Source organism: Nitratireductor sp. StC3, from assembly GCF_003015025.1.
In the GTDB taxonomy this organism is placed as follows: domain Bacteria; phylum Pseudomonadota; class Alphaproteobacteria; order Rhizobiales; family Rhizobiaceae; genus Mangrovimarina; species Mangrovimarina alexandrii.
The window spans coordinates 120,732-136,127 of sequence record NZ_PYBP01000001.1; the positions used below are offsets into that span (position 1 = coordinate 120,732).

At 65.6% G+C, this 15,396-nt stretch carries 13 protein-coding genes; 7 read left to right on the forward strand and 6 right to left on the reverse strand.

Annotation, left to right across the window (positions count from 1 at the left end):
- Nucleotides 1-79 precede the first annotated feature (79 nt).
- Nucleotides 80-1,324, forward strand: a complete 1,245-nt coding sequence (locus C7T96_RS00640) for an MFS transporter (RefSeq protein ID WP_106569247.1) — start codon at nt 80-82, stop codon at nt 1,322-1,324.
- A complete protein-coding gene (gene gltX / locus C7T96_RS00645) occupies nt 1,321-2,694 on the forward strand; it encodes a glutamate--tRNA ligase (protein ID WP_106569248.1) in 1,374 nt (457 codons plus the stop codon). The genes C7T96_RS00640 and gltX overlap by 4 nt, the downstream gene beginning before the upstream one ends.
- On the opposite strand, the gene C7T96_RS00650 is transcribed toward gltX, so the two are convergent.
- The 4 genes from C7T96_RS00650 to C7T96_RS00665 all read right to left on the reverse strand — a co-directional run bounded on the left by C7T96_RS00650 (nt 2,612) and on the right by C7T96_RS00665 (nt 8,071).
- Nucleotides 2,612-3,811, reverse strand: coding sequence for a DUF2865 domain-containing protein (locus C7T96_RS00650; protein WP_158264276.1), 1,200 nt, complete (start codon nt 3,809-3,811; stop codon nt 2,612-2,614). The two genes, gltX and C7T96_RS00650, sit on opposite strands and share 83 nt — an antisense overlap.
- Nucleotides 3,812-3,917: 106 nt before the next feature.
- Entirely contained in the window at nt 3,918-6,221 is a 2,304-nt protein-coding gene (locus C7T96_RS00655; protein WP_106569250.1) for an NADP-dependent malic enzyme, read from the reverse strand.
- Nucleotides 6,222-6,407: 186 nt separating this feature from the next.
- Nucleotides 6,408-7,250: a fumarylacetoacetate hydrolase family protein gene (locus tag C7T96_RS00660; RefSeq protein WP_106569251.1), complete on the reverse strand. Its 843-nt coding sequence runs from the start codon at nt 7,248-7,250 to the stop codon at nt 6,408-6,410.
- Nucleotides 7,251-7,291: 41 nt separating this feature from the next.
- Entirely contained in the window at nt 7,292-8,071 is a 780-nt protein-coding gene (locus C7T96_RS00665; RefSeq protein WP_106569252.1) for an SDR family oxidoreductase, read from the reverse strand.
- Between the two features lie 150 nt (nt 8,072-8,221).
- Between C7T96_RS00665 and C7T96_RS00670 the strand changes: the two genes are divergently transcribed.
- A complete protein-coding gene (locus C7T96_RS00670; protein WP_106569253.1) occupies nt 8,222-9,040 on the forward strand; it encodes a UDP-2,3-diacylglucosamine diphosphatase in 819 nt (272 codons plus the stop codon).
- Nucleotides 9,041-9,078: 38 nt separating this feature from the next.
- On the opposite strand, the gene dgcA is transcribed toward C7T96_RS00670, so the two are convergent.
- Nucleotides 9,079-10,062 (reverse strand): N-acetyl-D-Glu racemase DgcA, encoded by a 984-nt coding sequence (gene dgcA / locus C7T96_RS00675; protein WP_106569254.1) that lies wholly within the window; start codon nt 10,060-10,062, stop codon nt 9,079-9,081.
- A gap of 86 nt (nt 10,063-10,148) precedes the next feature.
- Here dgcA and C7T96_RS00680 point away from each other — a divergent pair, with 86 nt between their 5' ends.
- The 4 genes from C7T96_RS00680 to C7T96_RS00695 all read left to right on the forward strand — a co-directional run bounded on the left by C7T96_RS00680 (nt 10,149) and on the right by C7T96_RS00695 (nt 14,415).
- Nucleotides 10,149-11,336, forward strand: a complete 1,188-nt coding sequence (locus tag C7T96_RS00680; RefSeq protein WP_106569255.1) for an ABC transporter permease — start codon at nt 10,149-10,151, stop codon at nt 11,334-11,336.
- A gap of 4 nt (nt 11,337-11,340) precedes the next feature.
- Nucleotides 11,341-12,204, forward strand: a complete 864-nt coding sequence (locus tag C7T96_RS00685; protein WP_106569256.1) for an ABC transporter ATP-binding protein — start codon at nt 11,341-11,343, stop codon at nt 12,202-12,204.
- Complete coding sequence (locus tag C7T96_RS00690; protein ID WP_106569257.1) at nt 12,204-13,727, forward strand: MlaD family protein; 1,524 nt, start codon at nt 12,204-12,206, stop codon at nt 13,725-13,727. Before C7T96_RS00685 ends, C7T96_RS00690 begins: the two co-directional genes overlap by 1 nt.
- A gap of 64 nt (nt 13,728-13,791) precedes the next feature.
- Nucleotides 13,792-14,415, forward strand: a complete 624-nt coding sequence (locus tag C7T96_RS00695) for an ABC-type transport auxiliary lipoprotein family protein (RefSeq protein ID WP_106569258.1) — start codon at nt 13,792-13,794, stop codon at nt 14,413-14,415.
- Between the two features lie 125 nt (nt 14,416-14,540).
- Here the strand turns inward: C7T96_RS00695 and C7T96_RS00700 are convergent, their stop codons facing one another.
- Entirely contained in the window at nt 14,541-15,332 is a 792-nt protein-coding gene (locus C7T96_RS00700; protein WP_106569259.1) for a pyrroline-5-carboxylate reductase dimerization domain-containing protein, read from the reverse strand.
- Between the last annotated feature and the right edge of the window lie 64 nt (nt 15,333-15,396).

Sequence of the window (15,396 nt, forward strand, 5' to 3'; positions counted from 1 at the left end):
GATCCTATAGAGATAGCCTTTGTCTCGCGTTGCGGTTCTGCGCTTTCCTGCGCTGAGTTTTGGCACGGTGCGGTCGCCCATGATGTTCTTCGTCTTCCTGCGGGACAATGCCCGCTGGCTCGCCGGCGGATTTCTGCTGACCTTCTTTTCCTCTTTCGGCCAGACCTTCTTCATCTCGCTGTCGGCCGGCCAGATCCGCGCCGAATACGGGCTTAGCCATGGCGGGTTCGGCACGCTCTACATGGTCGCCACGCTCGCCAGCGCGCTGACGCTGCCCAGGCTCGGCCAGATCGTCGACCGGTACTCGGCGCAAAAGGTGGCACTGATCATCGTGCCGCTGCTTGCCGTGGCGGCGTTGCTGATGGCGGTGTCGAGCCAGATCGCCGTGCTGGCCGTGTCGATCTACATGCTGCGCCTCTTCGGCCAGGGCATGATGACCCACAACGCCTTCACCGCCATGGCGCGCTGGTTTTCGGCCCAGCGCGGGCGCGCGGTCTCGGTCGTCACGCTCGGCCACAATGTCGGCGAGGCGGTGTTTCCGCTGCTGTTCGTGCTGGTCGCCGGGCTGGTGGGCTGGCGCGGCTCTTGGGTCGTGGCGGCGCTGGTGCTGGTTCTCGTGGCGCTGCCGGCGGTCGGTGCGCTGATTGCCGTCGAGCGCGCGCCGCGCGCCAGCGATCCCGTCGCCAGAAAGGTCGATGCGCCTGATTGGACGCGCGGCGAGGTCGTTCGCGACCCGGTGTTTTACCTGCTGTTGATGGGGGTGATGGCGCCGGGTTTCATCGGCACGACGATCTTTTTCCATCAGGTTTATCTGGTCGAGCTGCGCGGCTGGTCGCTGGAGGCCTTCGCCACCTCCTTCATCTTCATGGCCACGATGACGGTCACCTTCGCGCTTGTGTCGGGGCAGTTGATCGACCGGTTTTCCGCCGTCGCCATCCTGCCGGGATTTTTGGTGCCGCTGGGGGCCGCCTGTCTCGTGCTCGGCCTGTTCGAGGGCCAGTGGAGCGCGTTTGCCTTCATGGGCCTGCTCGGCATTTCCTACGGCTTTTCCTCCACGCTGTTCGGCGCCTTGTGGCCGGAGGTCTACGGGCTCAAACATCTCGGTTCGATCCGCGCGTTGACGGTCGCTATCATGGTGTTTGCGACCGCGATGGGGCCGGGATTGACCGGGTTCCTGATCGACCGGGGCGTGTCCTATCCCGCGCAGATCGTCACGATGGGCCTCTATTGCTTCGTGACATCATTTTTGATGGCCTATGTTGCGGCAAGGGTACGGGTGCGCGCCTTGAAAGCGGCGGACCTTTCGGCTACGCCGCGCGCATGACAGTCACAGTCCGTTTCGCGCCGTCGCCCACCGGCAATATCCATATCGGCAATGCGCGCACGGCGCTGTTCAACTGGTTGTTCGCGCGCAAGAATGGCGGCCGGTTCGTGCAGCGCTTCGACGATACCGATCAGGCACGCTCGAAACAGGAATTCGCCGACCAGATCCTCTACGACCTGCACTGGCTGGGCATCTTTCCCGACAAGGTGGAATACCAGTCGCGACGCTTCGAGCGCTATCAGGCCGCCGTCGAGAAGCTCAAGGCGGCGGGTCTGCTCTACCCGTGCTACGAAACGCCCGACGAGTTGGAACTCAAGCGCAAGATTCGTCTGTCGCGCAAGCTGCCGCCGATCTATGGCCGCGAGGCGCTGGCGCTGGGCGCGGAGGAGCGCGCCGCGCTCGAAGCAGAAGGCCGCACGCCGCATTGGCGCTTCCTGCTGCCCAACTACCAGCGCGATCCCTCCGAGACCCGGCGCACCGACATCTCGTGGACCGACATCGTGCGCGGCGAGGAAACGGTCGATCTGGCCTCGCTGTCCGATCCGGTGCTGATACGCGCCGACGGCACCTATCTCTACACGCTGCCGTCGGTGGTCGACGATATCGAGATGGGGATCACCCACGTCATTCGCGGCGACGATCACGTCACCAATACCGGTGTGCAGATCGCGCTGTTCAAGGCGCTGGGCGCGGACGCACCCGCCTTCGGCCATCACAATTTGCTGACGGCGGCAAGCGGCGAGGGGCTTTCCAAACGCAGCGGCGCGCTGTCGATCGCCAGCCTGCGCGATGACGGCATCGAGCCGATGGCGATCGCTTCGCTCGCGGTTCTGACCGGTACGTCGGAAAACATCGAGCCGGTGCCGTCGATGGGCGACCTAGCGGAAAAGTTCGACCCCGCCGCCGCCTCGCGTTCGGCGGCCAAGTTCGATCCCGCCGACCTTGTCCATCTCAATCGGGCGCTGCTTCAGACGATGCCGTTTACCGCCGTGCGCGACCGGTTGGTCGCCTTCGGCGTCGGCGGCGTGCAGGCCGAGGCGTTCTGGCTGGCGGTGCGCGGCAATCTGGACCGGCTCAGCGACGCCGCGCGCTGGTGGGAGGTGGTGTCGAAGGACTATCGCCCCGATGTGCCGTTCGCCGAAGCCGACGCGGCCTTTCTTGCCGAAGCGTTCGGGCTCCTGCCCGACGAGCCCTGGAACGGCGAGACATGGAAAGCGTGGACGGGTGCGGTCAAGGAGAAGACCGGGCGCAAGGGCAAGGCCCTGTTCCGGCCGCTGCGGCTTGCTCTTACCGGGCTTGAGTCCGGGCCGGAGCTGTCAGATCTATTGCCGCTTCTGGGTCGGGAAGAAACACTGGCCCGACGACCCTGACCTTGCGGTCGTCGTCGGCGTCCTCGCGCGGCGAGGAGAGCGCCGGTTCGGCCGGCCTCAGCACCGTCTTGATCATCTCCTCGTCGAGGCTGCCCGCCTGGTTGGCCAGCGTTTCGGGATCGGCGGCCGGATCGGGCCGCCGCTGCGGGATCGGCAAGACCGGTTCGGCGGCAGGGGGCGCGTCTTCGTCGGAGGCTTCCGTTTCGCCGGCGATGATGGAAAAGCCGCGCGCCGGGTTGCAGCCGCAGCTTGCCGGCCGCTCGTAGTCGGGCCGCCGGTACAAGAAGGCGGCCGGCAGCTCGCTATAAGCCGTGCCGGCCAGCGATACCATCTGGTCGGTCTCCTGATCGGGGACGCGATGCAGGTAGAGTGCGACGTCGGTACCCGGACACATCGCCTTGCAGGCTGCCTCGTCGCGGTCGAGCGCGCTTGCCGGAGTCGAAAACGACACCGGAAAATAATAGCCGTCGCATGTGCGCACGCACAGGGTGCGGAATTGACCGGCAACGTTCGGTGCGATGTCGATCGGGCCGTCGCGATTGATGACGGCACGCACCCGCTTGCCGTCGTCGAGCGGAAGGCGGCGACGGGGCCTTTCCCGATCGGCGTCGGCCGGTTCGCCGAAAAGTTTTTCGAACAGCGGGCGGCCGCGCTGGTCCCGGCGCGCGTCGCGCGTCGCCACGGCCCGGCTGCGGCAGTCATTGGCTTCGATCGAGGCCATGAGCCGCCGCCGTTCGCCCCTGTTGTCGCCGCCGCGAGACAGGCCGGCATGTTTGCGTTCCAGCGCGGCGAGATTGTTGTGCATGCGCTTGAGCGTGTTGTCGAGCGACTGGCATACATTGCCGGCGTCGCGGCGGAAAAAACCGCCGGAGCAGCCGGCGCGACGCTGCTGGCGCTCGGCCTTGTCGATCTGGCCCCTCTGGTCGCGGATCGCCTTTGCGTAACGCCGCGTGGCAGGCGAGGCGACGCTGCGCGTCTGCCCGAGGCTGGCCAGGCGCGCTTCAAGATCGCGGCACAGCCGCGAGGCGGCATCGGCCGGACCGGAGGTCAGCACGCCGGTCGCCAGCGCCACAAGCAACGCGGCGCGACGTGCCGCGCCAAGCCAACTGCCCGTCATCGATGGTTGCGTTTTTGCCATGTCGGTCCCGGCTCGCCGTCGCGAACCTCGCAAGCCTAGCCGCAACGGGTTAACTCGGTCTTTAGCATATTCATGGCCGGCGGCCTCAGGCTTCAGTCGCCTGCGAGGCCTCGACTACAGAAAGCGCGGTCATGTTGACCACGCCGCGTGAGGTCACCGACGGCGTCAGGATATGGGCTGGGCGCGCCGCGCCGAGCAGGATCGGGCCGACGTGCAGCGCGTCGGTCAACTGCTTGATCGTGGTCAGCGCGATGTTGGCGGCGTCGAGGTCGGGAAAGACCAAAAGATTGGCCTCGCCCTTCAGCCTGGAATGCGGATAGACGCGCTGGCGCAGCATCTCCGAAAGCGCCGAATCGCCGTGCATCTCGCCGTCGGCTTCCAGCTCTGGCGCCAGTTCGGCGATCAGGCTTGCCGCCTTGCGCATCTTTAGCGTACTGGCCGTGTCACGCGAGCCGAAATTCGACAAGGACAGCAAGGCCGCCTTGGGCTCGATGCCAAAACGGCGGATTTCGGCCGCCGCCAGCACGGTCATCTCGGCGATCTCCTCCGCGCTCGGCTCGACGCTGACATAGGTGTCGGTGAAAAAGGTGACGCCGCGTTGCATGATCAGCATCGACAGCGCCGACAGGTCGCGCACGCCCGGCTTGTGGCCGACGATCAGGCCGACATTGCGCAGATGGCGCTCAAAACGGCCTTCCAGGCCGCAGATCATCGCATCGGCTTCGCCGCGGATCAGCGCCAGTGCCGCGATCACGGTGTTGTTGGTGCGCACCATGGTGCGCGCCGCCTCCTGGGTGACGCCACGCCGGCCTGCGACGCGGATCAGAAGGTCGACATAGTCGCGGTAGCGCGGATCGTCCTCGGGATTGACCAGGTCGAAATCGGCGCCCGGCCGGATTCTCAGCCCGTAGCGCCGCAGACGGACCTCGATCACGTGCGGGCGCCCGATCAGGATCGGCTGGGCGATGCCTTCCTCCACCACCACCTGGGCGGCGCGCAACACGCGCTCGTCCTCGCCGTCGGCATAGATGACACGCTTGGCGGTGGCCCGGCGCGCGGCCGAAAACACCGGCTTCATGACCAGGCCCGAGCGGAACACGAACCGGTTCAGCCGGTCGATATAGGCATCCATGTCGGAAATCGGTCGCCCGGCGACCCCGCTCTCGCAGGCCGCCTTGGCGACGGCGGGCGCGATCCTGAGGATCAGGCGCGGATCGAACGGCGAGGGGATCAGGAATTCGGGGCCGAAGGTCGGCGTTTCGCCGGAATAGGCGCGGGCGGCGACGTCGGACGGTTCCTCACGGGCCAGGGCCGCGATCGCCTGGACCGCGGCCATCTTCATATCCTCGTTGATGGCGGTTGCGCCGACATCGAGCGCCCCGCGAAAAATGTAAGGAAAACATAGTACGTTGTTGACCTGGTTGGGAAAATCCGACCGCCCCGTGCAGATCATGGCGTCGGGACGCGCTTTACGCGCCACCTCCGGCATGATCTCCGGCACCGGATTGGCGAGCGCCAGGATCAGTGGGCGCTCGGCCATTTCCGCCAGCAACTCGGGTTTCAGCACGCCGGCCGCCGACAGGCCCAGAAAGACGTCGGCGCCGCCGATCACGTCGGCGAGCGCGCGTGCATCGGTCTCCTTGAGATATGGTTCCTTCCAGCGGTCCATTTCCTCGGTGCGGCCCTTGTAGGCGACGCCGTGGCGGTCGGTGATCCAGATGTTTTCGGGCCTGGCGCCGAGCGAGACCAGCAGGTTAAGGCAGGCGATCGCGGCCGCGCCTGCGCCCGAGGTGACGATCTTGACCGTGGCGATGTCCTTTTCGGCCAGTTCGAGTGCGTTCAGCACCGCCGCGGCGACGATGATTGCGGTGCCGTGCTGGTCGTCGTGAAAGACGGGAATGGCCATGCGCTGCTTGAGCCGTTCCTCGACCTCGAAACATTCCGGCGCCTTGATGTCCTCGAGATTGATGCCGCCGAACGTGGGTTCGAGCGCGGCGATGGTCTCGACCATGCGTTCGATGCCGGGCGCGTCGATCTCGATGTCGAACACGTCGATGCCGGCGAATTTTTTGAACAGAACCGCCTTGCCTTCCATCACCGGTTTGGAGGCGAGCGGGCCGATATTGCCGAGCCCGAGCACGGCGGTGCCGTTGGAGACGACGCCGACCAGATTGGCGCGCGCGGTGTAGTCTGCCGCGCTCGCCGGGTCGTCGTGGATGGCAAGGCAGGGAACGGCCACGCCCGGCGAGTAGGCCAGCGCCAGGTCGCGCTGATTGCCGAGCGGTTTGGTCGCCTGGATTTCGAGTTTGCCGGGCGCGGGATAGCGATGGAAGAACAGCGCCGCCTCGTCGAACTCGCTGCGCTCGGTCTTGTCCTGTTTGTGGGTCATGTCGTGATTGTCCAATGCCTGAACGGCCAAACTAGCACGCCGCATCCCGTCATGGGGAGCGGTCGGCTTGAAGCTGTTTCGCGTCCGGCAGCGCCTGCGGCCGAGCGCGGTTTCGATCGCGGTAGCCGGATCCTTGCGACCGGCCCGGCGCCGAGGTGCGCGGCGGGCGCGCAGGCCGACCGCGGATCAGCGTGCCACCACCGTCTGGCGCTGTTCGCCGAGACCGTCGATGCCCAGATGCATCGTGTCGCCGTCGCGCAGGAACACAGGCGGCTTGAAACCGAGGCCGACGCCCGGCGGCGTGCCGGTGGTGATGACGTCGCCCGGTTCCAGCACCATGAACTCCGACAGGTAGGCAATGATTTCGGCCACCGAAAAGATCATCGTTGCCGTGTTGCCGGTCTGGCGCCGCTGGCCATTGACGTCGAGGAACATGCCGAGAGCCTGCGGGTCGGCGATCTCGTCGGCCGTGACCAGAAACGGACCCAGCGGCCCGAAGGTCGGCGCGCTCTTGCCCTTGATCCACTGCCCGCCGCGCTCGGCCTGATAGGCGCGTTCCGACACGTCGTTGCACAGGGCGTAACCGAAGACATGCGACAGCGCTTCGTGCTTGCCGACATAGTCGCAGCGCTTGCCGATCACCACTGCAAGCTCGACCTCCCAATCGAGCTTCTGCGCCCCGCGCGGGATCAGCACGTCGTCATTGGGCCCTGACAGCGAACTCGGCGCCTTGGAAAATACGATCGGTTCCGTGGGGATCGGCGCGCCGGTCTCCGCGGCATGGTCGGCATAGTTGAGGCCGATCGCGATGAAATGACCGACACGGTTAAGCGGCGCGCCGAGGCGTGCGCCCGCCGGTGCGGCCGGGCGCGAGGACAGGTCGGCTGCGGCGAGTTTTTCGACAAGCGCCGGCGAGAGCGACTCGGGTCCGTAGTCGGGAACCACGCCGGACATGTCGCGGATCGTCCCGTTGGTGTCCAGCAGTCCGGGTCGTTCGTTGCCTCTTTCGCCAAAACGCACCAGTTTCAATGGTTTATTCCTTGTTTTTCGAAAATGGATTCAAACAGCGTTCAAAACGCGCTTGGATAAAGCCCGCCGTCGAGGATCAGATTCTGGCCGGTGATGTAACCGGCATGGGTCGAACATAAAAACGCGCAGGCCTGGCCGAATTCCTCCGTCGTGCCGAAGCGGCCGGCAGGAATGTCGGCGGCGACCTTCCTGGCCTGGTCCTCCACGCTCATGCCGGATTTCTCGGCTGCAAACACCAGCGTGTTGCGGATGCGGTCGGTGTCGAACTTGCCCGGCAGGATATTGTTGATGGTTACGTTGCGCCCGGCGACCGTGCGGGCGATGCCGGCGAGAAAGGCGGTCAGCCCGGCGCGGGCGCCCGACGACAGGTCGAGCCCGGGAATCGGCTGATAGACCGACAGCGAGGTGATGTTGACGATGCGCCCGAACCCGCGATCTGCCATGCCGTCGATGACGGAGCGGATCAGTTCGATCGGCGTCACCATGTTCTGCGTCACGCCGTCAAGCAGGGCCTCGCGATCGAGTTGGCGGAAATCGCGCAAAGGCGGGCCGCCATTGTTGTTGACGAGAATGTCCGGCGCCGGGCAGGCGGCCAGCAGCGCCTCCTGGACGTCCGCCTTCGACACGTCGCCGGCAATTTCGCTCACCGCGACCTTGTAGCGTGCGCGCAGCGCCGCTGCGGTCTCGGCGAGCGCGTCGGCGTCGCGGCCGTTGACGACCAGCGTGCAGCCGGCTTCGGCCAGGGCGCTCGCGCAACCGAGCCCGAGGCCCCGGCTCGACGCGCAGACGATCGCCGACTTGCCCCGAATTCCCAGATCCATCTGTGTTTCCTCTCGTTTGTCGGCCGCACAGTAGTGTCAGAACGCTCTTGAGAAAACTCCCCCAAAAGCCGCAGCGCCCGCGCCGCCGGCGTCACATGGCTGTGACATGAATCGTGTTTTGGAAGGCCGGCAACAAGAGGTGGGCGTTTCATGGCCGGTGAACAGATCCGCACCTTCCGGACGCTTTTCGTCTCGGACATCCATCTGGGCTCGAAACCGGCCAAAGCCGAGCTGCTGATCGACTTTTTGCGCCATCACGATGCCGCAACGATCTATTTGGTCGGCGACATCGTCGACGGTTGGCGCCTGCGGCGTTCGTGGCATTGGCCCCAGGCCCACAACGACGTGGTGCAAAAATTGCTGCGTAAGGCGCGCAAGGGCACGAAGATCGTCTACATTGCCGGCAATCACGACGAATTCCTGCGTGCCTTTCAAGGCGTGCATTTCGGCGGCATCGTGGTGGCGGACCGTGCCGTCCACCAGGCCGCTGACGGGCGTCGCTTTCTCGTCATTCATGGCGACCAGTTCGACACCATCGTCCACAATGCGCGCTGGCTCGCCTATCTGGGCGACAAGGCCTACGACGTCGCCATCCTGGTCAACCGCGCCGTCGGCGTCTTCCGGCGGCTGTTCGGCATGCCTTATTGGTCGTTCTCGTCCTGGGCCAAGGTGCGCGTGAAGCAGGCGGTCAACTTCATCGGCGCCTTCCAGGAGGTGGTGACGCAGGAAGCCCGTCGCTCCGGCGTCGAGGGCGTGGTATGCGGACACATCCACCACGCGACCATCACCCGGATGGGTGATATCGACTACATCAACACCGGCGACTGGGTCGAAAGCTGCACGGCGGTGGGCGAGAACGAGGACGGCTCGTTCGAGATCATCACCTGGACGCAGGCGCGCGGCGCCACACAGGACAGGCCCGAAACGGTCGTGCCGTTCAAGGGCAAAAAAGCGGCCGAGGCCGCTTGAAGACGGGCCAGGGAGGCGCGCGTCCGCGTCCCTGCTGATCACCCCCACAAGGCCGGTTCGGGGGGCGAAACCAGCGAGCCGGAATAGGTCAGGCCGGGCGAGCGGTCGCGCGCCAGGAGCAGGGGGCCGTCGAGGTCGACATAGTCTGCGTCCTGGGCAAGCAGCACCGCCGGCGCCATCGCCAGCGAGCTTCCCACCATGCAGCCCACCATGACGCCGAAGCCGCGCTTGCGCGCCTGATCGCGCAGGTCGAGCGCGGCCGTCAGGCCGCCGGTCTTGTCGAGCTTGATGTTGACGGCGTCGTAAAGGCCGGCGAGCGCGTCCAGACTGTCGGCGGTATGGACGCTTTCGTCGGCGCAGATCGGTACCGGATGGGGAATCTCGCGCAGGATCTCGTCCTGGCCGGCCGGCAGCGGCTGCTCCACCAGGGCGATGTGGAACTGCGCGGCGGCGAGCAGGTGGTCGCGGATATTGTCGTTCGTCCAACCCTCGTTGGCGTCGAGAATGATGCGGCTGTTGGGAGCCACGCTGGCCACGGCATGGATGCGCGCATAGTCGTCCTCGGTGCCGACCTTGACCTTCAAAAGCGGCCGATGGGAGGCTTGGCGGGCCTGGGCGGCCATGTCCTCCGGCGATCCGAGCGAGATCGTGTAGGCCGTCACCACCGGACGGGGCAGGATGCGGCACACGGCATGATGGGCGCGTTGGCTGGCCATTTTCGCTTCCAGGTCCCATAGGGCGCAATCGACCGCGTTGCGCGCCGCGCCTGCAGGAAGCGCGGATTGCAGATCCTCGCGGCTCAGCCCGTTTTCGATGTCGCCGGCGATTTGCTCGAGTGTCGCCTGCACGCTCTGCGCGCTTTCATCGTAGCGCGAATAGGGCACGCATTCGCCGCGCCCGACATAACCGGCTTCGCCGATCGAACAGGTGATCACCTCGGCTTCGGTCTTGGTGCCGCGCGAGATGGTAAAGCCGCCGGCGATCGGAAAGCGTTCGACATCGACGCGAAATGAACGGGCCATGGCAGTTATGCTCCTGTTTCGACGGGCCGAACTTGTTGCCAAATCGGCATGGCCTCCGTCGAGGCCATGGTCTAAGAATCGCGGTCATGTTGACCAAAGAGCGCAACGATGCAAGTGCGGCCGGGCCTGGCGACAGCGGCGCGGTTCCGTCTATCGATACCCAGGCGCGCCAGGGCGTGCTGCACGTCGCCCTGGCCGGACCGTGGACCACGCACACGGTCGGGCTCGTCGATGCCGAGATGCGCCGTCTGGCGGCGCGCGAGGGGGTGAGCGATCTGCAGATCGACCTCACGGACGTTTCGCGGCTCGATACCGCCGGGGCCTGGGTCATCAAGCGGCTCGCCGCGGTGCAGGAACAGGCTGGCGCCCGGATCGAGATCACCGGGGAGGGCGAAACCGACAGCGTGCTTTTAGCGGCCGTCGAAGACGCGATTCGTCAGGAGATCCCGACCGACGCCGAAGGCGGGCGCTGGGGCGTTCTGGCGGCGCTCGAGGGAATCGGCCGGCTGGTCTACGCCTTCCGCGACGAGTTCTTGCTCGGCATGCATATTCTCGGCGCCACCATCTCGGGCGCGCAGATGAAGCGGGGTCGCGGCCACGGCGTCAATCCGGCCGCGATCGTGCATCAGATCGACAGGATGGGGGTCGGCGCGATTCCGGTTATCTTGTTGATGTCGGCGATCGTCGGCGCGATCGTCGCCCAGCAGGGCGCTTTTCAGCTTCGCTATTTCGGGGCCGAGATTTTCGTCGTCGACCTGGTCGGCATCCTGGTTTTGCGCGAGATGGGCGTGTTGTTGACCGCTATCATGATCGCCGGCCGGTCCGGCAGCGCGATCACGGCCGAGATCGGCTCGATGAAGATGCGCGAGGAAATCGACGCGCTGACCGTGATCGGGCTCAATCCCGTCGGCGTGCTGGTCTTTCCGCGCCTGGTCGCGCTGTTGATCGCCCTGCCATGCCTGACGATCGCGGCCAATTTCGCAGCCGTCGGCGGGGCGATGGCGGTGAGCTACTATTATTCGGGCATCGCGCCGAGCGCCTTCATCGACCGCATGCGAAGCGCCATCGACCTGTCGACGATTTTTGCCGGCCTCATAAAAGCGCCGTTCATGGCGCTTATCATCGGCGTGATCGCTTCGGTGGAAGGCATCAAGGTCGGCGGCAGCGCGGAATCGCTCGGCAGCCACGTCACCGCCGCGGTCGTGAAGGCGATCTTCGTCGTGATCGTCGTCGACGGCATTTTCGCCATGTTCTACGCCGCGATCGGGTTTTGACGCCATGAGCGGACTGGAGACGGAACACGCCGTGCAAAAGCACGCCAACGACACGGACAAAGCCCCGGCGGAGCGGGAAATCGTACTTTCGGCGCGCGGTATCACCGTCGCCTTCGGCGAACAGGTCGTTCTGGAAGACCTGTCGCTTGATGTCTATCGCGGCGAAATCCTGGGTTTTGTCGGCGCGTCGGGATCGGGCAAATCGGTGCTGTTGCGCACCATTTTGGGCCTGAACAGGAAACAGGCGGGCACGATCACCCTGTTCGATGTCGATCTCGACAGGGCGAGCGAGGCCGAACGGCTGCGCCTCGATATGCGCGTTGGCATGCTGTTCCAGCACGGCGCGCTGTTCTCGGCGCTGACGGTGCTTGAAAACATCCAGGTGCCGATGCGCGAATATCTCGACCTGCCCAAGCCGCTCATGAACGAGTTGGCGCGCCTGAAGATCGAGCTTGTCGGCCTGCCGGCGACGGCGGCGAACAAATTTCCTTCACAATTGTCGGGCGGCATGATCAAGCGCGCCGCCTTGGCGCGCGCCTTGGCGCTGGATCCCGACATCGTCTTTCTCGACGAGCCGACCTCCGGCCTCGACCCGATCGGGGCGGCGGAATTCGACGAACTGGTCGCCAAGCTGCGCGACACGATGGGCCTGACCGTCTACATGGTCACACACGACCTTGACAGCCTGTTTTCGGTCTGCGACCGCGTTGCGGTGCTGGGGAAGCGTCGGGTGCTGGTGGAAGGTACCGTCAGCAAGATGCTGACCGTCGAGGACCCGTGGGTCAAATCCTATTTCCGCGGCAAGCGGGCGCGCCAGATCGACCCGGCAACCTATGGAAGCGGCTTGGCCGCGGGAATGATGCGCTGATGGAAACGAGAGCCAATTACGTCGCCGTCGGCATTTTCACCTTGGTGCTGGTGTTGGCCGGATTCGGGCTGGTCTATTGGAAGTCCGGGTTCGGCGAGGGTGGCGAGACCGCGCAATTGCGCATCCGCATTCCCGGCTCTGCATCCGGGCTCGGCCGCGGCAGCGCGGTGCTGTTCAACGGCGTCAAGGTGGGCGACGTGCGCCGGGTCTTCATCGACGTGAAGAACCCCGATGTCGTGGTCGCCGATACTCAGATTGACCGTCTGACGCCGATCACCCGTTCCACGCGCGCCGATATCGGTCTGGCGGGCCTGACCGGCCAGGCCAATATCGAACTCAAGGGCGGCGATTTGTCCGAACCCAATCTGCTCGAACAGGCCGAAGCGGAGGACCGCATCGCCGAACTGACGGCCAATCCCTCGGCGGTGACCAATCTTTTGCAGACCGCGCAGGACATTTTTTCGCGCACCAACTCCGTGCTCGACGCGCTTGAGGGTTTCGTTATGGAAGTGCGCGCGCCGCTGACCGAAACGATCGGCAATGCCAAGACCTTCTCTGAGGCCCTGTCGCGCAACGCGGACGGCGTCGACGGTTTCCTGGCCAGCGTATCGGACTTGTCGCAGACGATCGACAAGGTGTCCGGCCGGCTGGATTCCACGCTCGCCTCGGCCGAGGAACTGCTCGACGCGGTCGACCGCGACAAGGTCGGCACCATCGTCGCCAATGTCGAAAACTTCACCAAGCGGCTGGATACGGCGAGCGCCGACCTCGACGGTATCATGAAGAACGTCGATGCCAGCGCGCGTTCGGTACGTGAATTGTCGGAAAATGCCGGCAAGTCGCTGGCCAGGGTCGACGGCATTCTCGAGGACGTGAAGGGCGGGGTCGACACGGCCGTGGCCTCGATCGACCGGATCGCCGACAGCGCGACGACCGGCATCGACAGCGCGGTCGCCTCGATCGGCAAGGTCGGGGACGGGGCTTCCGAAACGCTGGCCAGGGTCGACAAGGTGCTTGACGGCGTCGATCCCGAAAAAGTCCGCTCGGCGCTGGCCAATATCGAGGGCGCGACGGTGGATGCGCGCAAGGCGGCCGCGGACGTCTCCGCGCTTGCCGACCGGTTCAGCCAGCGTGGCGACGACGTCGACCAGATCATCGTCAATGCGCGCGAAATCTCGGAGCGGCTCAACCAGGCTTCGACGCGTGTCGACGGTGTGCTGGCCAAGGTCGATTCGCTGCTCGGCTCGGAAAATACCGAAGGCGTGATCGCCGAAGCCGGCCAGACGGTGAAGGAATTCCGCAAGGTCGCCGAAACGCTCAACGCGCGTATCGGCACGATCACCGACGGTTTGGCCCGGTTCTCCGGCCAGGGGCTGCGCGACGTCGAAGCGCTGATCCGTGACAGCCGACGGTCCATCAACCGCATTGAGCAGGCGATCACCGCGCTGGAGCGCAATCCGCAGCGCATTCTGACCGGGGGAGAAGGCGGCGTGCGCCAGTATGACGGGCGCGTGCGCCGTTGACATCCGCCCCAGAGCGCATCAAGAACAAGGGCACAAAAGCGAGGCAGCAGGGACCTGCCGTGTAATGTCGGGCGGGAGCAAGTGTTTGAGGCGCGGTCGCAGTTCGGTTGGCGTATGGGTGGTTGCCGCGTTTCTCACCGGGTGCGCTGCTTTGCCGGGCGGGTCGCCCGCACCGCTCGACACCTATGAATTGAGCGCGCCGGCGATCGATCCTGCCGGCCGGCGCCAGGCGCGCACCCAGATTCTGATTGCCGAACCATCGGCGTTGAAACCGCTCGACGGTGAGAACATCGTCGTCAAGCCGGGTCCGGGATCGGTGGAGTTCCTCAAGGGCGCGCAATGGAGCGACCGCCTGCCCAAGGTCGTGCAGGCGCGACTGGCCGAGACATTCCAGCGTTCGGGGCGTTTCGGCGGCGTCGGCAAACCCGGCGAAGGGTTGGCGATCGACTATCAGATCATCGTTGAAATCCGCGCCTTCGACATCGTGGTTGGCGGCGGCCAGCGCGCGCGGGCGGAACTGTTCGTGCGCATCTTGAACGACCGTAATGGCGTGGTGCGTGCGGCACGCGGCTTTTCTGCCGAAGTGCCGGTCGCCGGCAGTGGCAATGACGGCTTCGCCGCCGCGCTCGACGCCGCTTTCGGCAGCGTCGCCACCGATATCGTCGATTGGACGGTGTCCTCGATCTGACCCATGTGCCGCCGGCGATTGCGGCTCCTTCGGTCCGTTGCGGCGATACAAACGGGTTTGAAGCGGCGCTTGCGTACACGCAGAAATCGCACACTCTCGGGAACCGGCCTAAACCGGAGGCGCTTTCAGCCGAGGTCGCGCGCCTTCTTCGCCGCCGCCGCCAAGCCGCGGGCGATGTTTTCGGCAAGCGACGAGGCGCGCATAGCCTCCAGCCCCGCCGCGGTCGTGCCGGCATAGTCGAGCATCGCACGCACATGCGCGCTCGGCGCTTCCGGGCTCTCGGACAGGACGACACCGCTCGCCTTGAAGAGCTGGCGTACCGCGCGCTCGGCGATCTCCGGCGCGATGCCCTGGTCTCGCGCGTGGCCGATCATGCAGTCGGCGAGATAGGCGACGAAACCGGGGACCGGGCCGGTGAGGGCGGTGAAGTGGTCGATCTGGCCTTCTTCGGCGATCTCGTCGGTAAGCCCGCATGCCGTAAACAGCCGCTGCACCGCCGCCTTTTCGGCTTTTGAGACCGTGTCGGTGGCAAACCAGGGCGAATAGGCCAGCCCACGCGCCGCGACCGGGCTCGACATGGCCCGCACGATCTTGGCCGCACCGGTGTGACGCGCGATCCGTCGTGCGGTGATGCCGGCCATCACCGATACGGTCAGCTGGTCGTGTATGGTGACGGAAAGCGCGGAAAACAGCGCCGGCGGCAGGGACAGCACTATCAGATCGCTCACGTCGACCAGCGCCTGCGCGTCGGTCGTGACCGTGATGCCGGCCGTGCGGGCGAAATCGGGCGTTTTGCCCGACCGGTTGGCGATGCGGATCGTTTTCGCAGCGGTGCCGGTCCGCAAAAGCGCCTGGCAGATCGCGCCGCCGAGCGCGCCGCTGCCGCCGATAATGCCGATCGTTGCGTCGGTGTGCATGGGCTGTGGCCTCTTCTGCGTAGCTGGCAGAAGTCGCGGCCGGACGCTGATTGTGCGCCCGGCC